An 18470-nucleotide genomic window follows, 5' to 3' on the forward strand; every position below is an offset into this window, starting at 1 on the left:
TGCCGCCGGTGACGATGGCCGTCGCTGGCAGCGGATGCGTACTTTACGGATTACCCCGCCCCCTTGCAAGGACTTTGCTGAAAAACTTCTCACTCCGAGGAGCGGGCCTGGCCGCTCACCTACGCCTGCTGTCATCGAAAGCCGACGGCACTCTTCTCCCTCCTGGCATAGGCTGACTCAGTGGGGCAATGCCCCCAACCTACTCATGGAGGAGCCTGACCATGCCCTTGATCGATAGCCTGAGCCCCAGGCAGCGCTTCCTGGCAGCCACCCCGGACCACAGCGGTGACAACAAGGCCCTGAAAGCGGCACAGCATCGACAGTGGCTACAGGAGATCCAGACCTGGGCCGGCCACGAGGGCGCATCGGCACGCCTGGCTCGCCACCTCACACCGGTTCCGATACTCGATGATCGGCTCGACACGGTGACCACCGATGGCCGCCACCTTTTCTTCAATGCCCGTTTTACCGCCACCTTGAGGCCGGTGGAGCGTCACTTTATTACCGCTCACCTGGTATGGCACTGCGTCTGCGGTCATATCGTGGCCCAGTCACACCGGGATAACCTGCGCTGGAACCTGGCCTGCGAGCATGAGGCCAATTATCTGGTACTGCTGGAAGGCTTGCGCCTCCCCAGGGATGCCGTCTTCTACTTTTCCCAGGCCGGCCGCAGCAACGGCCAAGTCTACGACTGGCTGGCCGCCCACCCTCACCCTCAGTACGACCACCACTTCGATCAGCATCCCCTGGACCCACCCCGAGACTACGACGAGGTGACTCTCGTGGACCCGGACTATACCCCCCTGGATGCCGACGACGCCCTGGCCAACCTGTGGCTGGAGCTGGCACAGAGGGAAAGGCTGGCTACGCCACTGCGTGCCTATCTGATCAAGCGTCAAGGATAACGAGCAAGAGGAGAGCCGTTCGGCAGGCAGCCGCTGGGGCTCGGAGAACACCGGGGACAGGATCGGGCCATGGGGCCGAAATGGAGGCGGCCCCGACAGCCACATCCCGGCACACGCATCCACCACTACCGTTGCTCCCTTCCGGGCCTGGCGGGGTTTGCAGCTTCGCGTTGCGGGAGGACCGACGGGGCCACCATAGCGGAGGACGTCTTGGTACCTCGAGACGAGCCAAGCAGGACACCCGCTTGAATCGACGCCGCGCACTATAACAGCGCCCCAGCGGCCTCGCAAGGCCGGTGGCAATTCCCCGCCTAAGCGTCCAAGGTTAGGGGGTAGTCACCCACCGATGCAGAGGCACTTCCCCATGAAGACGAATCCTGACAAGGGTTATATCGCACTGCTTGGCTGGAGCCTGAATGCCATCGAGGCCGCCGAGGACTTCGACCGTCGCTATGTGGTCGTCGCCCCGGACTGGGCCGAGCCTTACTGCCAGGAACATGATATCCCCTACGTTCCCTGGAACTTCGAGCGCCTCAACGACCGCTCCCTGGAAATTGCCGAAACCCTGAAGCACATGGGCGTCAATGTCGCGATTCCCCTCTTCGAGGAGACCGTGGAGTGGGCCGGCGCCATCAACTCGGTGCTGCTCGACAACCCTCGCCTGCTGGGGCAATCGATGCTGATGCGCGATAAATCCCTGATGAAGCGTCGTGCCCAGTTGGGCGGCATTCGCGTAGGCATCTTCGAAGAGGCCCACGACCGCGACGACGTGATGCGCTTCCTGCGCCGCGTCAACCAGACCCTGCTCAAGCTCGACGGCGACCCCAATGACCCGATTCATCTCAAGGCCTTCGACAAGGCCGGCTGCCTGGGGCACCGGATGATCCGCACCCCCGACGACGTGGATGCCATTCCCGACGAGGAATTCCCCGCGCTGATGGAGTCCCACCTGGATGGCTGGGAATTCGCCGTCGAGGCCTGGATCCATAATGGCAAGATCCGTTTCCTCAATATCTCGGAGTACGTGACCCTGGGCTATTCGGTCTTCGTGCCCGCCTCACCGGCCCTGGAGAAGTATCGCGCCCAGATCACCGCCCAGATCGAGAAACTGATCAAGACCTTCGATATCGAGTTCGGCCTGATCCACCCCGAGTACTTCGTCACCAGCGACGGCGAGATGTATTTCGGCGAGGTGGCCTATCGGCCGCCGGGCTTCAAGGTCTTCGAGTTGCTGGAGCGGGTCTACGGCTTCAACGCCTACCAGGCCAGCATGCTGGTCTTCGACCCCAAGAGCACCGAGGCAGAGGTCGAGGCCTTCTTCCCCCGAGAAGTGGTCGATGCCAAGGGCTATGCCGGCTGCTTCGGGGTCTATCCCCGTCGCCGGGTGGTCAGCCGCCTGGAGATCCCCGAGGAGACCGAGGATCACCCCTACTTCGAGTCCCACGAACTGACCCCGCCGCTCCAGGAGACGGTGACCAAGCGCTCCGCCTTCGGCACGCATTGGGGGCTGATCTACTTCACCGGGGAGGACCCCGAGACGCTGCGTGACCTGCTCAAACGCCAGGAGGAAGTGGACTTCTATGTATAATCATCGACCGTCCCACGATTAAGGAAACGGCGTGCCTCCTGAGACCCCTTCCCTTCGAGGAGACACCAGCAGGCTCGAGAGCCTGCTGGTGAAACTGGACAGCGCCATCGAGCTGCTGGCCAAGGCTCGACCCTTCGCCAAGCCCGCCAAGCTACCTCGAGTGTTCGACAGCGCGCGTCGCGTCCTGCTTCAGCCGGGCGGGGCCGCGGCCCTACAGGCCCGCGCCCAACGCCTGGAAGAGGCCGGCGTCTTCGCCGGCAGCGACTGGGCCTGCCCCCAGATCCTGATCCCCTCGCTGACCGCCGGCATCCTCGAGAGCCCCCAGGCCGATACCCTGGTCATCGAGGCACTGAGCGAGTTACGCCTGCTGGCCGTGGCCCAGGGTGAGTACCGCCACCCCCAGGTCTCCGCCGAGCAGGCCCACCACTTCCTGACCCAGGTGCTGGCCATCAACCTGGGGCGCCTGTTCACGCCGCCTTCCGAGGCGCAGCGCGAGACCCAGGGGCGCCTCTGTGAGCTGCCCCAGCGGCTGCTCCAGCACCTGGCGGAGCATATCGGCTATGAACGGGTCATCGACCCGCTGATCGACGAGATCTGGCGCATCCTGCAGCAGCGTCCCATCCAGGTGGAGGCGGCCAAGCGCATGATCACCCAGATCGCCATCTGTCGGGCCGACCCGGGCATCGAGCTAGGCGCCAGCGGTCAGGGCGCCGACCGCCTGATCAGCAGCCTCTATGGCCCCACCCAGGGCTGCCGCGAGGATCCCGGGCTCGAGGCCTATGCCCAGCGCCTAGCCAGCATGGACGATGGCACCCTGCAGTACGAGGCCTCCGGCTTCGCCCGGGCGATGCACGACACCGGCCTGGTCTCTCCCTATCACCCCCTGCTGCTGCGCCATCTCTTGCAACGGGGCGACCACCTTGTGGCCGAAGCCTTGGGGCTCTCGGCCACCGGCCGCGATTGCCTGCTCTGTTACCGCCAACTGGTGCATGCCCTGATCGAGGAGGCGGTGCATCCGGCCACCGCCCAGGCCATCTATGGCCTGGCGCTGATGCTGGAGCGCGGCATCCTCTACCAGCCACCGGTGGCCCCGGCCCTGTGGCGCCAGCTGGGCCTGACGCTGAGCGAGACGAACACTCAACACCTGGCGCAGGTCTTCGGTGACTCACCGTCGCCCCGGGCCCGCCTCCTGGAAGGGGTGCTGTGCATGCTGGGCCAGCCCCTGGGCGTGGGCCAGGGCAACAACCCCACCTGCCAGTCGGCCCGCGCCCTCTCCATGTGGGCCTACAATGACCCAGACTACCTGCTGCAGATGGTGGCCTGGGCGGCCCGGGACGACGAGGTGGTGATGCACTTCGAGGGAGAGGCCATCTCCTCCCGGGAGAGCCAGGCCGGCCTGGCCGAGACCCCGCCGCTGGATCTCGACCCGGTCTCGCTGATCGTGGTGCCTCACCTGGATCGCATCTACGTGGAGATGGGGCGTCGCTGCCTCGGCCGCGAGGGCGACCCCCACCGCTGGGTCAACCCGGAATTCCATGGCTGGTGGGCCGGGCGCGGTTTCCGCATCAACGTGGACGTGGCCAGCGGGCAACTGCTGGAACCCGAGGCCTTCCTGCGCCACTTCTATGCCGCCTACCACCCCTACTACAACGGCAATCAACCGCTGATCCACCCCCAGCCCGCCGGTATCGCCGTGACCGACAGCGCCGCCCGCTTCATCGGCTGGCATGCCATCACCATCCTGCGGGTCGTCCTCGACCCCGAGGAGGTGATGCGGGTCTACTTCTTCAATCCCAACAATGACAGCGGCCAGGACTGGGGCGACGAGGTCCGGGTCAGCACCGCTGGTCACGGCGAGCGCTTCGGCGAGGGCTCCCTGCCGGTGGAGCAGTTCGCCTCACGACTCTATATCTTCCACTTCGACCCCCAGGAACAGGGCGATGTGGATAGCGTGCCCCAGGAGAGCCTGGATAGCGCCCTGGGCTACCTGATGCGCAGTTGGGGGGCCGAGCGCCTGCCCGCCAACGAGCTTCAGGCCCATCCGGCCCCCAGGGCGCCGGATGCCTGAGCCATCGCCTCGGGCCCCGGGGCGACGCTATACTGCGCGCCCGATTCACTCGTCACGATAAACGCCATGCCGATGCAACGCCTCGACCAGCTGCTCGTCACCCAGGGCCTGGCCCGCTCCCGGGCCCGCGCCCAGCGCCTGATCCGCCACGGCCGCGTCACTCTCATTGACTCCGGCCGGGTGCTCGACAAGCCCAGCGAGAAGCTGCCCCTGGAGTGCCGCCTCGCGGTGGCCGAGGACCCGGAGGAGCGCTATGTGTCGCGGGCCGGCCTCAAGCTGGAGGCTCTGCTCGAGGCCCTGGCGATCGACCTGAGCGCGCGCCTGGTCCTGGACGTGGGGCAGTCCACCGGCGGCTTCAGCGACTGCGCCCTGCGCCACGGCGCTCGCCATGTGATCGGCGTGGAGGTGGGACACGATCAGCTCGATCCCAGCCTGCGTGGCGATCACCGCCTCACCTGCCTGGAGGGGCTCAATGCCCGCCATATGGACGCCTCCCCTGAGCTGGCGTCGGCCTTCGCGGCCCAGGGCGCCAGCGGCCCCGACCTGGCGGTCATGGACGTCTCCTTTATTTCCCAGACGCTGATCCTGCCGGCCCTGGCACGCCTGCTGCCCCCCGGGGGCGAGCTGCTGAGCCTGGTGAAACCACAATTCGAGGTGGGGCCGGGGCGGGTCAATGCCCGGGGCATCGTCGAGGACCCGGCCCTGCATCGCCAGGTGGAGGAGCGCCTGCGGGCGTGCTGCGCCGAGCTAGGCCTCGAGGTGCATTATTGGGGGGACAGTCCCATTCTCGGCGGCGATGGCAACCGGGAGTTCCTGCTCTACGCGCGCCGCGGTTGAGCCGGTCCTCAGCCAAGCCGACTTAGCAAACATCGCCTGGCGTTGACTTGCCCGGGGAGCATGGTAGAAACCCCTGATGATCCCCGCTATGGATAGCCACCATGACTGCTTCGTTCCGATTGGCCTCGCTGTGTGCCCTCGGGCTGTTGGCTCCGGCCGGCCTGGCCTTTGCCGATAGCCCGACGCCTATCGAGCGACAGGCCATCGAGGCGCGCATCCAGGCCCTGGAGAGCGAACTCGACATCCTGCGCCGACAGCTCGTCGAAGAGGAGACCCGGGAAGTGCCATCGCGCCCCTCCCTGCTCGAGGAGCCGGACGAGGCGGTGCTGGCGGAGATTCGCCAGCGCCGCGCCTTCGAGCGGGAATCGACCCGCAACCCCCTGGCGATCACCGCCTACCGCCGCAACTACCTGCTACCGGTCAGCTTCAACAACCGCCCCAATCGCGACGCCTTTGGTGCCATCACCGATGCCAATGGCCCCAGCGATATGGAGGTCAAGTTCCAGTTCAGCGTCAAGGTCAACCTGCTGGAGGACCTGTTCGGCGACAACGGCGACCTCTTCTTCGCCTATACCCAGCGCAGCTGGTGGCAGGCCTACAATACCGACGCCTCCTCCCCCTTCCGGGAGACCAACTACGAGCCCGAGGTCTTCCTCAGCTTCGACAATGCCTGGACGCTGTTCGGCTGGACCAATACCCGCAATCGCCTGGGTTTCAACCACCAGTCCAACGGTCGCTCCGAGCCACTGTCACGCAGCTGGAACCGGCTCTATGTCGACCTGCTCTTCCAGCACGGCGACTGGGCGGTGAGCCTCGCCCCCCACTGGCGCATCCCGGAGTCGGACGGCGACGACGACAACCCGGACATCGACCGCTTCATGGGCTATGGCGATATCGGCGTGGCGCGCCGCTTCAATGGCGACCACGAGGCCAGCCTGGTGGTGCGCGGCAATCCCAGCGCCGGCAACCTGGGTAGCCAGATCGATTACTCCTGGCCGCTGTTCGGCAATATCCGCGGCCACCTCCAGTACTACTACGGCTATGGCGAGAGCATGATCGACTACGATCACCGGGTACACCGCCTGAGCCTCGGCTTCAGCCTCAACCCCCTGTTCAGCAGCCATCCGGAGTAAGCCCCGATTGCAGCGCCGATGGCGGCTGCTATGCTGAGCCTGTCATTCACCGTCAGAGGAAGACCCGATGGCCAGTCGTACCCCCCGCACCGATGCCAGCACCGACCAGCTCAAGGCCGATCTCGAGCACCTGACCCAAACGCTCGAAGAGCTGGTGGGCGCCACCGCCGATGACTCCCGCAGCAATATCAAGCAGCTACGCGAGAAAGCCGAGCAGCGTCTGCAGGAGACCCGCCACCGCCTCGAGGCTCGCGGCGAGCACCTCTACGAGGAGGCCCGCGACAGCGTCCGCGAACAGGTGGACGCCTGCGATCGCTACGTTCACAGCAACCCCTGGACCAGCGTCGGTATTGGCGCCGCCGTGGGGGTGGTCATCGGCATGCTGATCGGGCGGCGTTGATGGCCGACAGCCAGGGACCGGCCAGTCGCCTCTTCGCGGCCGCCAAGCAACTGCTCAAGAGCCTGGTGGGCGTAGGCGAGACTCGCCTGCGCCTGCTGGTGGTGGAACTCGAGGAGGAGCGCGCCCGCCTGGTGACCCTGCTGCTGCTCTGCGGGCTCAGCCTGCTCCTGCTGCTGCTGGGCCTGGTGGTGCTGGTGCTGCTCGTCGTCGTGGTGTTCTGGGAGAGCCACCGCCTGCTGGCGCTGGGTGCCTGCGCCCTGGCCCTGCTGGGCGCCGGCCTCGGCATGGCGCTCTGGGTCCGCCGCCTGGCGCGCCGTCCCAGCCTGCTGAAGAGCACCCTGCGCCACCTGGCCACCGACCGGGAGCTACTGGAAAAAGAGAGCGAGCGCCATGACACGCGATGAGCGGGCGGCACGCAAGGCGGCCCTGGAAGCGCGGATCGAACAGCAACGTATCGATTTGCTGCGTAGGGAGGCGGAGCGCCATGACACGCGATGAACGAGCGGCACATAAGGCGGCTCTGGAAGCGCGGATCGAACAGCAGCGTATCGATATACTGGTCGCCGCGGAGCGCTGGCAGGGTGCCGGCCGCGAGGTCGATAGCCGCTGGCAGGAGTTGATGCGCTGGAAGGCCGCCCTCTATGGCGTCGGCGGCCTGCTGATATGGCGCAGTGCCAAACGCCCCGCCTCCCTGGTGCGCGTCGCCAAGCGGGTCGCCGCCGGGGCGCTGCTGCTGCGCCGCGCCCGACGCCTGCTAAGATGAAAGAATCGCCAGCTAAAGCTAGCAGCTCCTACAAGGTAGGTGGGGGTCTTGCGCCGGGGTGGTTGGCGCCTGCTTCAGCAGCGGTCCGGCGTCTCGGCGATGGGGATGCCTAGGTCCCGGGTTCCTGAGCTTTGTCGCCCCCGGCGGCACTCTGGGCCGGTGGGCAAGCCACGCTGCCGTAGGAGCAGAACACGCAGCAATCCCCTGGCAAGGGATGCAACAAGCGTCCGCAGCCACGGCATTCGTAGAACCACAGGCAGGCGTCGCTGGGCATGGTCTCCCGCTCCTGGTGACCACAGTCCGGACAGCGCAGCGTCGACTGTAACAGCACCCCCAAACTCATGAGCCCCTCCCCCGGCGATCTACCTTGAGTCTAAGCAAGGTTGGCGCTTCTGGCCCACCGCTTTCTCAACGTCGGGAAAAGAGGGCCCTAAAAGGCCCCTTAAAGGGCATTGCCGCAGGCCACCCCACTGGCCCAGGCCCACTGAAAGTTGTAGCCGCCCAGCTCGCCGGTCACATCCAGCACCTCGCCGATAAAGCGCAGCTGGGGTAGCCCCTCCACGGCGAAGGTCTTGGAGGAGATGGCCCGGGTATCGACGCCGCCCATCGTCACCTCGGCGGTGCGCCAGCCCTCGGTGCCGGCGGGCTTGAGGCGCCAATCATTGAGGCGCCGGGCCCAGGCCTCGAGCTCCGCATTGCCGCGCTCCGCCAGGATGCCATCGCCGCCGTGCCAGTCGATGAGCGCCTGGGCCAGGCGCTTGGGCAACCGCTCGGCGAGCCAGGTGCCGAGCTGACGCCTGGGGCTCTCGCGACGCGCCGTCACCAGGGCGTCGAAGGCATCGACGCCGGGCAGCAGCTCGATGGCCAGCTCGTCGCCGGGCTGCCAGTAACTGGAGATCTGCAGCATGGCGGGGCCGGAGAGCCCGCGGTGGGTAAACAGCAGCGGCTCGCGATAGTGACCGTCCCGGCAGCGAACCGCCACCTCGCTGGCCACCCCGGCCAGGGCCTCGGCCCGTGCCTTCCACTGGGAAGTGAGGGTAAAGGGCACCAGGGCCGGTCGCGTCTCGGTCACCGCCAGGCCGAATTGGCGGGCCAGGTCGTAACCGAAGCCGCTGGCGCCCAGGGTGGGAATCGACAGGCCCCCGGTGGCCACCACCAGGGCGCCGGTATCGATGACCCCATCGGAGGTGCGCAGGCGCATCCCCTCGCCCTGGCGCTCCACGCCCTCGATGGCGGTCTTGAGGCGGATCTCCACCCCGGCCCAGTCACACTCGGTGAGCAGGATCGCCAACAGCTCCTTGGCGGAGTGGGCACAGAACAGCTGCCCCGGGGCCTTCTCCACATACTCCAGGCCATGGCGCTCCACCAGCTCGACGAAATGCTCCGGCCGATAGCGCTTGAGCGCCGAGATGCAGAAGTGGGGGTTGGCGGAGAAGAAGTTGGCCGGGGTGGTGGCCAGGTTGGTGAAGTTGCAGCGCCCGCCCCCGGACATCAGGATCTTCTTGCCGGCCTTGTTGGCGTGGTCGAGCACCAGCACCCGCCGCCCGGCATAGCCGGCGGTGAGGGCACACATCAGGCCGGCGGCACCGGCGCCGATGACCACCACATCGGGGGAGGACGGCATGGGAGGCTCCTGGGCTGGAATGGGTCGCGGATTCTACCCGGGGCCGGGGAACTTTCCCACCCCGTACAACCTCTGTATAACATAGTGAGGGGCTTGCCGATTTTTGTCATACTCTTCCCTCCAGGGTTCCATTAGCCTGATAAGAGAACCCCAGCCCGGCGCGGGATGCGCCGGCCTCGTCTCATCCACCGTGACTCGACTCCATGACCTCGATGCCTGACGCCTGCCTGGCCCGCCGCCTATGGCCCACCCTGCTGCTGCTGCTGCTTCTGCTTCTGCTGTTGCTGCCCGCCCTTGCCCTGGCCCAGACGGCGCCCGGGGTAATCGCCAGCCGCGCCGAACTGCGGCCCTGGGCCGATCCCCTGGAAGCCCTCGGCACCCTCTCCGCCAGCGAGAGCGTGACCCTCTCGGCCACCGTGACCGACACCGTGGCCGAGGTGAATTTCCGCGATGGCGAGCGGGTCGAGGCGGGTCGGCTGCTGGTGCGTCTGGGCGATAACGAGACCCAGGCCGAGTTGCGCGCCGCCCAGGCCCAGCGCGACGAGCGCCGCGCCGCGGTGAACCGCCTGGCCCAGCTGCAGAACCGTAACCTGGCCCCCCGGGCCGACGTGGAGGATGCCCAGGCCCAGTTGCGCCGGGTCGAGGCGGAGATCGAGGCGATCCAGGCACGCCTCGACAATCGCCGCATCCGCGCCCCCTTCGATGGGGTGGTGGGCTTTCGCGATATCAGCGTCGGCGCCCTGGTCACCCCGGGCACCGAGCTGGTGACCCTCGACAAGCTGGACGTGATGAAACTCGACTTCCCGGTGCCGGAAGTGCATCTGGCCAGCCTCAGCCCGGGGCTGCGCCTCAGCGCCCGCAGTGCCGCCTACCCGGACGAGCGCTTCGAGGGCGAGGTGGCGAGCCTCGGCGCCCGGGTCGACCCGGTCAGCCGCAGCCTGCCGGTGCGCGCCGAGCTGGCCAACCCCGAGCTGAAGTTGCGCCCCGGCATGCTGATGACGGTGACCCTGCAGCGCCAGCCGCGCCAGGCCCTGGTGATTCCCGAGGCGGCCCTGGTGCCGGAGGGCGAGCGCCATTACGTGATGGTGCTGGACGAGGCCGACGACTATCGCGTGGAGCGCCGCCGGGTGACCATCGGCGAGCGCGGCGACGGCCTGGTGGAGATCCGCGAGGGACTCGAGCCCCAGGCCCTGGTGGTCAGCCACGGCACCCAGCGCATCCGCCACGGCCAGCAGGTCGCCCTGCTGGGCATCGCCGATGAACACACCTCGATCCGCGAGATCCTCGAGCAGGGCCGCCGCCACGCCGGGGAGGGCGCCTGATGCGGCTCTCCGATCTCTCCATCCAGCGCCCTGTCTTCGCCACCGTTATCGCCGCCCTGATCATCGCCTTCGGCGTCCTCTCCCTGGAGCGCCTGGCGCTCCAGGAGTACCCGGCCATCGACCCGCCCATCGTCAGCATCGACACCCGCTACCCCGGTGCTTCGGCCAGCGTGGTGGAGACCCGCATCACCCAGGTGCTGGAGGATCGCATCGCCGGCATCGAGGGCATCCAGGTGATCACCTCCAGCAGCAGCGACGGCCGCTCGCGAATCAGCCTGGAGTTTGCCCTGGACATGGATATCGACGCCGCCGCCAATGACGTGCGCGACCGCATCTCCGGGGCCGCCCGCAACCTCCCCGACGAGGCCGATCCGCCGGAGGTCACCAAGGCCGACTCCAGCGAGGACGTGGTGCTGTGGTTGAGCCTGACCGGCGACGACTACTCCCTGGCGGAGCTCACCGACTACGCCAACCGCTACCTGGTGGACCGCTTCTCGGTGCAGCCCGGCGTCGCCCGGGTGCGGGTCGGTGGCGGTCGCGACTACGCCATGCGGGTGTGGCTCGACCGCAACGCCCTGGCGGCCCGCAACCTCACCGTCAATGACGTGGCCGACGCCCTGCGCGCCGAAAACGTCGAGCTGCCCGCCGGCGCCATCGAGTCCCGGGACCGTCAGTTCATGGTGCGCCTGCCGCGCAGCTTCGCCGAGCCCGACGACTTCCGCCGCCTGGCCCTGGCCCGGGGCAGCGACGGCTATGTGGTGCGCCTGGACGACGTGGCCCGGGTCGAGCTGGGCGTGGTGGAGGAGCGCTCCGTCTTCCGGGGCAACGGCGTGCCCATGGTGGGCCTGGGCATCCTCAAGCAGTCCACCGCCAATGTGCTGGAGATCTCCGAGGGCGTGATCGCCGAGATGGAGCGCCTGCAGCCGACCCTGCCCCAGGGCATGGCGCTGAGCCTCAACTACGACTCCTCGGTGTTCGTGGCGGACGCCATCAAGCAGGTGGTGATCACCCTGTTTATCGCCATGGGCCTGGTGGTGGTGGTGATCTTTATGTTCCTGGGTAACGTGCGCACCACCCTGGTACCCGCGGTCACCGTGCCCATCGCCGTGATCGGCGCCTTTATCGCCCTGGCCCTGCTGGGTTTCTCCATCAACCTGCTGACCCTGCTGGCCCTGGTGCTGGCCATCGGCCTGATCGTCGACGACGCCATCGTGGTGCTGGAGAACATCAACCGGCGCATGCACGAGTATGGCGAGACGCCCCTGGTGGCCGCCTATCGCGGCACCCGCCAGATCGCCTTCGCGGTAATCGCCACCACCCTGGTGCTGATCGCGGTTTTCGTGCCCCTGAGCCTGCTGCAGGGCAATATCGGCCGGCTGTTCTCCGAGTTCGCCCTGACCCTGGCCGCGGCGGTGGCCATCTCCAGCCTGCTGGCGCTGAGCCTGACGCCGATGATGGCCTCCAAGATACTCAGCCCGCGCATGCAGGAGGGGCGCCTGGCCCATGCCGTCCAGACGCTGCTGGAGTTCAGCCAGCGCCTCTATCGGCGCGCCCTGATCCGCGTGCTCAAGCTGCGCCTGCTGGTGCTGGCGCTGTTCCTGGGCCTGGTCGGCGGCACCCTGTGGCTGGCCCAGCACCTGCCCAGCGAATACACCCCCCAGGAGGACCGCGGCAGCTTCTTCATCCTGGTCAATGGCCCCGAGGGCGCCACCTACGACTATATGCTCGACTACATGGACGAGATCGAGGCGCGGCTGATGCCGATGGTCGAGGAGGGCGAGCTGGAGCGCCTGGTGGTGCGGGCGCCGCGGGGCTTCGGCAATATCGAGAACTTCAATGGCGGCTTCGCCATCGTCAGCCTCACCGACTGGAGCCAGCGCCGCAGCGCCTGGGAGATCCTCGCCGACGTGCGCGCCGAGCTGGCCACCCTGCCCGGGGTCACCGCGGTGCCGATCATGCGCCAGGGCTTCGGCCAGCGGGTCCAGAAGCCGGTGCAGTTCGTGCTGGGCGGCGGCACCTACGAGCAGCTCGCCGAATGGCGCGACACCCTCTTCGCGCATATCCGCGAGGACAACCCGCGCCTCACCGCCCTGGACAGCGACTACCAGGAGACCCAGCCCCAGCTGCGCATCGATATCGACTACCAGCGGGCCGCCGACCTGGGGGTCACGGTCACCGAGATCGGTCGCACCCTGGAGACCCTGCTGGGCGGGCGCAACGTGACGCGCTTCGTCGACGGCGGCGAGGAGTACGACGTCATCCTCAAGGGCGAGCGGGAGACCCAGCGCAGCGCCCGCAGCCTGGAGAACATCCAGGTGCGCTCGTCACGCAGCGGCGAGCTGGTGCCCCTGGGCAGCCTGGTGACCCTCACCGACTTCGCCGGGGCCAACACCCTCAACCGTTACAACCGGCTGCGCGCCATTACCCTGGAGGCCAACCTGGCCGACGGCTACGCCCTGGGCGATGCCCTGGACTACCTGGAGCGCAGCGCCGCCGAGCTGCTGCCCGCCGAGGCCCAGACCGACGTGGCCGGCGCCTCCCGGGACTTCCGCGAGGCCAGCGGCGCCACCACCTTCCTGCTGGTGCTGGGCGCCCTGGTGGTCTTCCTGGTGCTGGCCGCTCAGTTCGAGAGCTTCGTCCACCCCTTCGTGATCATGCTCACCGTGCCCCTGGCCATGGGTGGCGCCCTGCTCGGGCTCTTCGTCACCGGCCAGTCGCTGAACATCTACAGCCAGGTGGGGCTGGTGATGCTGGTGGGGCTGGCGGCCAAGAACGGCATCCTGATCGTCGAGTTCGCCAACCAGCTGCGCGACCAGGGACGGCGCTTCCACGCCGCCCTGGTGGAGGCCTCGGTGACCCGACTGCGGCCGATCCTGATGACCGCGGTGACCACCATGGCCGGCGCCATTCCGCTGATCATCGGCAGCGGCGCCGGTGCCGAGACCCGGTTGGTGATCGGCACCGTGATCCTCTGCGGCGTGGCGGCGGCGACCCTCTTCACGCTCTTCGTGATTCCCGTGGCCTACGACCTGCTGGCCCGCAAGACCGGCGCCCCCGGCGACGTCAAGCGGCGCCTGGAGGCGGAGATGGCGGCCGAGGCGAGATAACCGCCAAAAAACACGGGGCCGGATCCTGGATCCGGCCCCGTGGGCATGACGAGAGACGAGAGACGGCGGCTCAGCAGTCGCCCAGGCGCTCGGCCTGAATCTCGGTATTCATCACCATCTCGCCCATGGGCGTGGTCATCTCCACCCGCATGCTGCCTTCGGCGCGATCCTGCAGGTAGCTCATGTTGCCGACGATAGAAGCCTCGCCGCCCTCCCCCGCACAGCGCATGCGGTAGTCCATGCCGGAGGCGCTGACGTTCTGCTCCAGCAGCTCGCAGCCCTCCTCCTCCTCGATCATGGTCATCGGTGCCTCATCGATCTCGGCCTGGGTCAGGCACTCCTGATGGGTCTCGTGCTGATCGGGAATCGGCATGTCGCCTTCCACGGTGGTGGTGCTGGTGAACTCCCACTGCCCGGGCAGCAGGTCGGGCGCCTCGGCCTGGGCGGCCAGGGGCAGGGCCAGGGCGGCGGAAACGAGCAGAACGCGCGGCAGCATGGGAGACTCCAGATTTAATGAATGTACATCGCAGCTTACGTCATGACCCTGAGGATGGGAAATGGCACGTCCCGCCCCCTTCCCGGGACGCCTCGACCAGCCGCTCCAGCTCCTCCAGGTAGCTCTCCAGCACCAGGTTGGGAGGCGCGCCCTTGCGGGTGATGGCGCTGTAGTGGGTCAGGTAGTGCCAGGCCTCGGGGTTCAGGGCGCGCATTCGCCCCTCGCGCACCCAGCGCTCGGCGTAGTGGGTCGGCAGGTAGCCGATATAACAGCCGGAGAGGATCAGGAAGGCGATGCCCTCGCGATCGGTGGCGGTGGCCGCGGCCTTGAGGGGATCATGGCACGCCTTGATCTCCGCGGTCTGGGCATAGGCCGGCACCACCGCATCGCACCCGGCAAGCTGCGCCTCGGTGACCGACTCGGCCGCGAACAGCGGATGCCCCGTCGCGCAGTAGAGCCGCGAGCGCTCCTCGTAGAGCGCCAGGTAGTCGAGCCCCGGCAGGCGCTTGAGGGCCGGAATCACCCCGGTATGCAGGCGACCGTCGAGCACCCCCAGCTCGATCTCGCTGGGCGGGATCATGCGGATATTGATGCGCACCTCCGGCCCCCGGGCCTTCAGGGCACTCAGGGCATGGGTGATATGCATCTCCGGCATGGTCACCAGGTTATCGGTGATGCCGATATTGAGCTCCCCCTTGAGCCAGGCGTGCAGGCCATTGACCCGGGTGCGGAAGCCCTCCACCGCCGCCAACAGCTGCTGGGCGGCCTCGTACACCTCGGCCCCCTCGTCGGTCAGCGAGAAGCCGCTGCGCCCCCGCTGGCAGAGCCGCAGGCCGAGCCGGGTCTCCAGGTCGTTCATGGCCATGCTGATGGCGGCGCGGCTGATGTTCAGTTCCACCTCGGCGGCGGAGAAACCGCCGCACTCCACCACCTTGCGATAGATACGCAGCAGGCGCAGGTCGGCATCGCTGACCTGGCCGCTCAGGGCCGCCTTACGGCGTGACATGGCGCCTCCTTCTGCTCTCGACCCAGCCGGAATAAGTTAAGCAAATGCTTTCACAAGATTAAAAAACCCTGGATTTAACTTATCACCGATCGGGACTAGCCTGCGACTCATACCACCAATGGCAACGCCAACCGAGGATGCGGCCATGTCAGAGCGTGATCTCCCCCAGACCGCGGGCCTGAGCCCCGAACAGCTGGATGCCTACTGGATGCCCTACACCGGCAACCGCCAGTTCAAGCGCGACCCACGGATCATCGTCGGCGCCCGGGGCAGCTACTTCACCGATGCCGACGGCCGCCAGGTCTTCGATGGCCTCTCGGGCCTGTGGACCTGCGGCGCCGGCCACGGTCGGCCGGAGATCACCGAGGCGGTGAGCCGCCAGCTCGCCGAGCTCGACTATGCGCCGGCCTTCCAGTTCGGCCACCCCAAGGCCTTCGAGCTGGCCCACCGTCTGCGCGAGCTGACCCCCGAGGGCCTCGATCACGCCTTCTTCACCGGCTCCGGCTCGGAGAGCGCCGACACCGCCCTGAAGATCGCCCGGGCCTACTGGCGCAAGAAGGGCCGGCCCACCAAGACCAAGCTGATCGGCCGCGCCAAGGGCTATCATGGCGTCAATTTCGGCGGCATCAGCCTGGGCGGCATCGGCGCCAACCGCGCCCTCTTCGGCCAGGGCATCGATGCCGACCACCTGCCCCACACTCTGCTGGCGGAGAACGCCTTCACCCGCGGCCTGCCCGAGCGTGGCGCCGACAAGGCCGAGGAGCTGCTGGAGCTGATCGCCCTGCACGACGCCTCCAATATCGCCGCGGTGATCGTCGAGCCCCTGGCCGGCTCCGCCGGGGTGATTCCGCCGCCGGTGGGCTACCTCCAGCGGCTGCGGGAGATCTGCGATGCGCATGAGATCCTGCTGATCTTCGACGAGGTGATCACCGGCTTCGGGCGCATGGGCGCCATGACCGGGGCCGACGCCTTCGGCGTGGTGCCGGACATCATGAACGTCGCCAAGCAGCTCACCAATGGCGCGGTGCCCATGGGCGCGGTGATCGTCCAGGGCGAGATCTACCGGACCTTTATGGAGCAAGGCGGCCCCGACTATATGCTCGAACTGCCCCACGGCTACACCTACTCCGGCCACCCGGTGGCCTGTGCCGCGGCGCTGGCCACCCTGGAGGTGCTCGAGAACGACCGCCTGATCGAGCGAGTGCGCGAGATGAGCCCCCGCTTCGAGGCCGCCCTGCACTCCTTCAAGGGCAGCCGCTACGTCAGCGATATCCGCAACTACGGCCTGGCCGGCGCCCTGCAGATCGAGCCCTACCCCGGTGAGCCGGCCCGCCGCCCCTTCGAGATCGCCATGAAGTGCTGGGAAAAGGGGGTCTATGTGCGCTACGGCGGCGACACCATCCAGCTCGGCCTGCCCTTTATCGTCGAGCCCGAGGAGATCGACCGTCTGATCAATGTGCTGGGCGACGCCCTCGGCGAACTGGACTGAACACGACCGACCCACTGTTTAGCTAGAGGTACTGCAATGACCACTCTCGGCCACCTGATCAACGGCGTTCGCGTCGACGACGCTACCCGCACCCAGGCCGTCTACAACCCCTCCACCGGCGAGGTGGCAAGCCAGGTCAGCCTGGCGAGCCAGGCCACCGTGGAGGCCGCCATCGAAGCCGCCCAGGCCGCCTTCCCGGCCTGGCGCAACACCCCGCCCGCCAAGCGCGCCCGGGTCATGTACCGCTTCAAGCAGCTGCTGGAGGAGCACGCCGAGGAGATCTGCCGGCTGATCGGCCTCGAGCACGGCAAGATCACCCATGACGCCAAGGGCGAGCTGCAGCGCGGCATCGAGAACGTGGAGTACGCCTGCGGCGTACCGGAGCTGCTCAAGGGCGAGCACAGCAAGAACGTGGGCCCCAATATCGACTCCTGGAGCGAGTTCCAGCCGCTGGGGGTGGTGGCCGGCATCACCCCCTTCAACTTCCCGGCCATGGTGCCGCTGTGGATGTACCCCATGGCCATCGCCTGCGGCAACACCTTCGTGCTCAAGCCCTCCGAGCGCGACCCCACCTCGACCCTCTATATCGCCGAACTGGCCCTGGAGGCGGGCCTGCCCCCCGGGGTGCTCAACGTGGTCAATGGCGACAAGGAGGCCGTGGACACCCTGCTCGACGACCCGCGGGTGCAGGCCGTGAGCTTCGTCGGCTCCACCCCCATCGCCGAGACCATCTACGGCCGCGCCAGCGCCAACGGCAAGCGCTGCCAGGCCCTGGGCGGCGCCAAGAACCACGCCATCGTCATGCCCGACGCCGATATGGACAACGTGGTCGACTCCCTAACCGGCGCCGCCTTCGGCTCCTCCGGCGAGCGCTGCATGGCGCTGTCTGTCGCCGTGGCGGTGGGCGACGCCGCCGCCGACACCCTGGTTTCCACCATGAGCGAGCGCCTGGCGACCCTCAAGGTGGGCCCCCACTTCGACGGGAGCAACGACTTCGGCCCGGTGATCACCCAAGCCCACCAGGAGAAGGTCTGCGGCTATATCGACAGCGCCGAGGCCCAGGGCGCCGAGATCGTCGTCGATGGCCGCGGCGTGCAAGTGCCGGGCTTCGAGAACGGCTTCTACGTGGGTGGCACCCTGATCGACCGGGTGACCCCCGAGATGACCTGCTACCTGGAAGAGATCTTCGGCCCGGTGCTGCTGGTGGTGCGCGTCGACACCATGCAGGAGGCCATGCGGCTGATCGACGACCACGAGTACGGCAACGGCACCTGCATCTACACCCGCGACGGCGAGGCGGCCCGCTACTTCAGCGATCACATCCAGGTCGGCATGGTGGGCATCAATGTGCCGCTGCCGGTGCCGGTTTCCTACCACAGCTTCGGCGGCTGGAAGCGCTCGCTGTTCGGCGACCTGGCCGCCTACGGCCCGGACGCGGTGCGCTTCTACACCAAGCGCAAGACCATCACCCAGCGCTGGCCCTCCGCCGGAGTACGCGAAGGAGCGCAGTTCTCCTTCCCCTCCTGAGAAGCAGGACGCTCGGGGCATTGAAAGGCCGGATCGGGGCGACCCGATCCGGCCTTTTTGATTGTTTCGAGAGACCAAAGCAGGAGGCCGCTCCTTCGATGCAGTCAGCATAGCAGCCTGCACGATATGGTTCTTCGTCACTTCATGTGGATTTGGCCTGATCGGACAAGCGGCCCACGGGGCTGCCAATCAGGTAGATCATCGC

General features: G+C 67.4%; 16 protein-coding genes and 1 other RNA gene. 12 read left to right on the forward strand and 5 right to left on the reverse strand.

The window, feature by feature from the left end; all coding sequences use genetic code 11:
• Positions 1 to 221 precede the first annotated feature (221 nt).
• Positions 222 to 905 (forward strand): DUF2201 family putative metallopeptidase, encoded by a 684-nt coding sequence (locus IHD13_RS17200; RefSeq protein WP_195862267.1) that lies wholly within the window; start codon positions 222 to 224, stop codon positions 903 to 905.
• A 90-nt stretch (positions 906 to 995) separates the two neighbouring features.
• Here IHD13_RS17200 and ffs read toward each other — a convergent pair.
• Positions 996 to 1092: signal recognition particle sRNA small type (gene ffs / locus IHD13_RS17205), an RNA gene on the reverse strand.
• Positions 1093 to 1269: 177 nt separating this feature from the next.
• Here ffs and IHD13_RS17210 point away from each other — a divergent pair.
• The 7 genes from IHD13_RS17210 to IHD13_RS17240 all read left to right on the forward strand — a co-directional run bounded on the left by IHD13_RS17210 (position 1270) and on the right by IHD13_RS17240 (position 7694).
• A complete protein-coding gene (locus IHD13_RS17210; protein WP_195862268.1) occupies positions 1270 to 2493 on the forward strand; it encodes an ATP-grasp domain-containing protein in 1224 nt (407 codons plus the stop codon).
• Between the two features lie 85 nt (positions 2494 to 2578).
• Positions 2579 to 4561, forward strand: a complete 1983-nt coding sequence (locus IHD13_RS17215; protein WP_230086397.1) for a hypothetical protein — start codon at positions 2579 to 2581, stop codon at positions 4559 to 4561.
• A 72-nt stretch (positions 4562 to 4633) separates the two neighbouring features.
• Positions 4634 to 5398, forward strand: coding sequence for a TlyA family RNA methyltransferase (locus IHD13_RS17220; protein WP_195862280.1), 765 nt, complete (start codon positions 4634 to 4636; stop codon positions 5396 to 5398).
• Positions 5399 to 5499: 101 nt separating this feature from the next.
• Complete coding sequence (locus IHD13_RS17225; RefSeq protein WP_195862270.1) at positions 5500 to 6531, forward strand: phospholipase A; 1032 nt, start codon at positions 5500 to 5502, stop codon at positions 6529 to 6531.
• 67 nt (positions 6532 to 6598) lie between these two features.
• A complete protein-coding gene (locus IHD13_RS17230) occupies positions 6599 to 6931 on the forward strand; it encodes a DUF883 family protein (protein WP_195862271.1) in 333 nt (110 codons plus the stop codon).
• On the forward strand, positions 6931 to 7335 hold the full coding sequence (locus tag IHD13_RS17235) for a phage holin family protein (protein WP_195862272.1): 405 nt from the start codon (positions 6931 to 6933) through the stop codon (positions 7333 to 7335). Before IHD13_RS17230 ends, IHD13_RS17235 begins: the two co-directional genes overlap by 1 nt.
• Before the next feature lie 80 nt (positions 7336 to 7415).
• The gene (locus IHD13_RS17240; protein ID WP_195862273.1) at positions 7416 to 7694 is read left to right on the forward strand and encodes a YqjK family protein; all 279 of its coding nucleotides are present in this window, start codon (positions 7416 to 7418) and stop codon (positions 7692 to 7694) included.
• Between the two features lie 109 nt (positions 7695 to 7803).
• Here IHD13_RS17240 and IHD13_RS18585 read toward each other — a convergent pair whose 3' ends face one another.
• Positions 7804 to 8037, reverse strand: coding sequence for a GDCCVxC domain-containing (seleno)protein (locus IHD13_RS18585; RefSeq protein WP_326838385.1), 234 nt, complete (start codon positions 8035 to 8037; stop codon positions 7804 to 7806).
• Between the two features lie 99 nt (positions 8038 to 8136).
• Positions 8137 to 9318, reverse strand: a complete 1182-nt coding sequence (locus tag IHD13_RS17245; protein ID WP_195862274.1) for an NAD(P)/FAD-dependent oxidoreductase — start codon at positions 9316 to 9318, stop codon at positions 8137 to 8139.
• Positions 9319 to 9521: 203 nt separating this feature from the next.
• On the opposite strand from IHD13_RS17245, the gene IHD13_RS17250 reads away from it, so the two are divergent.
• Together IHD13_RS17250 and IHD13_RS17255 are read left to right on the forward strand one after the other, a co-directional pair.
• Positions 9522 to 10640: an efflux RND transporter periplasmic adaptor subunit gene (locus IHD13_RS17250; RefSeq protein WP_442786576.1), complete on the forward strand. Its 1119-nt coding sequence runs from the start codon at positions 9522 to 9524 to the stop codon at positions 10638 to 10640.
• Positions 10640 to 13747 (forward strand): efflux RND transporter permease subunit, encoded by a 3108-nt coding sequence (locus tag IHD13_RS17255; protein WP_195862275.1) that lies wholly within the window; start codon positions 10640 to 10642, stop codon positions 13745 to 13747. Before IHD13_RS17250 ends, IHD13_RS17255 begins: the two co-directional genes overlap by 1 nt.
• A 70-nt stretch (positions 13748 to 13817) precedes the next feature.
• Here IHD13_RS17255 and IHD13_RS17260 read toward each other — a convergent pair whose 3' ends face one another.
• Both IHD13_RS17260 and IHD13_RS17265 read right to left on the reverse strand, forming a co-directional pair.
• A complete protein-coding gene (locus IHD13_RS17260) occupies positions 13818 to 14243 on the reverse strand; it encodes a DUF3617 domain-containing protein (protein WP_195862276.1) in 426 nt (141 codons plus the stop codon).
• 40 nt (positions 14244 to 14283) lie between these two features.
• Positions 14284 to 15249 (reverse strand): LysR family transcriptional regulator, encoded by a 966-nt coding sequence (locus IHD13_RS17265; protein ID WP_195862277.1) that lies wholly within the window; start codon positions 15247 to 15249, stop codon positions 14284 to 14286.
• A gap of 145 nt (positions 15250 to 15394) precedes the next feature.
• Here IHD13_RS17265 and IHD13_RS17270 point away from each other — a divergent pair, with 145 nt between their 5' ends.
• The gene (locus IHD13_RS17270; RefSeq protein WP_195862278.1) at positions 15395 to 16738 is read left to right on the forward strand and encodes an aspartate aminotransferase family protein; all 1344 of its coding nucleotides are present in this window, start codon (positions 15395 to 15397) and stop codon (positions 16736 to 16738) included.
• Between the two features lie 36 nt (positions 16739 to 16774).
• Positions 16775 to 18265, forward strand: coding sequence for a CoA-acylating methylmalonate-semialdehyde dehydrogenase (locus IHD13_RS17275; protein WP_195862279.1), 1491 nt, complete (start codon positions 16775 to 16777; stop codon positions 18263 to 18265).
• Positions 18266 to 18470: the final 205 nt, after the last annotated feature.

Origin of the sequence: Halomonas sp. 328 (assembly GCF_015645095.1) — a bacterium.
GTDB lineage: Bacteria > Pseudomonadota > Gammaproteobacteria > Pseudomonadales > Halomonadaceae > Bisbaumannia.

Bases quoted from the DNA above. Each gene is read 5' to 3' on its own strand.
- IHD13_RS17200 (WP_195862267.1), top strand. From the start codon at position 222: ATGCCCTTGATCGATAGCCTGAGCCCCAGGCAGCGCTTCCTGGCAGCC.
- IHD13_RS17210 (WP_195862268.1), top strand. From the start codon at position 1,270: ATGAAGACGAATCCTGACAAGGGTTATATCGCACTGCTTGGCTGGAGC.
- IHD13_RS17220 (WP_195862280.1), top strand. From the start codon at position 4,634: ATGCAACGCCTCGACCAGCTGCTCGTCACCCAGGGCCTGGCCCGCTCC.
- IHD13_RS17225 (WP_195862270.1), top strand. From the start codon at position 5,500: ATGACTGCTTCGTTCCGATTGGCCTCGCTGTGTGCCCTCGGGCTGTTG.
- IHD13_RS17230 (WP_195862271.1), top strand. From the start codon at position 6,599: ATGGCCAGTCGTACCCCCCGCACCGATGCCAGCACCGACCAGCTCAAG.
- IHD13_RS17235 (WP_195862272.1), top strand. From the start codon at position 6,931: ATGGCCGACAGCCAGGGACCGGCCAGTCGCCTCTTCGCGGCCGCCAAG.
- IHD13_RS17240 (WP_195862273.1), top strand. From the start codon at position 7,416: ATGACACGCGATGAACGAGCGGCACATAAGGCGGCTCTGGAAGCGCGG.
- IHD13_RS18585 (WP_326838385.1), bottom strand. From the start codon at position 8,037: ATGAGTTTGGGGGTGCTGTTACAGTCGACGCTGCGCTGTCCGGACTGT.
- IHD13_RS17245 (WP_195862274.1), bottom strand. From the start codon at position 9,318: ATGCCGTCCTCCCCCGATGTGGTGGTCATCGGCGCCGGTGCCGCCGGC.
- IHD13_RS17250 (WP_442786576.1), top strand. From the start codon at position 9,522: ATGACCTCGATGCCTGACGCCTGCCTGGCCCGCCGCCTATGGCCCACC.
- IHD13_RS17255 (WP_195862275.1), top strand. From the start codon at position 10,640: ATGCGGCTCTCCGATCTCTCCATCCAGCGCCCTGTCTTCGCCACCGTT.
- IHD13_RS17260 (WP_195862276.1), bottom strand. From the start codon at position 14,243: ATGCTGCCGCGCGTTCTGCTCGTTTCCGCCGCCCTGGCCCTGCCCCTG.
- IHD13_RS17265 (WP_195862277.1), bottom strand. From the start codon at position 15,249: ATGTCACGCCGTAAGGCGGCCCTGAGCGGCCAGGTCAGCGATGCCGAC.
- IHD13_RS17270 (WP_195862278.1), top strand. From the start codon at position 15,395: ATGTCAGAGCGTGATCTCCCCCAGACCGCGGGCCTGAGCCCCGAACAG.
- IHD13_RS17275 (WP_195862279.1), top strand. From the start codon at position 16,775: ATGACCACTCTCGGCCACCTGATCAACGGCGTTCGCGTCGACGACGCT.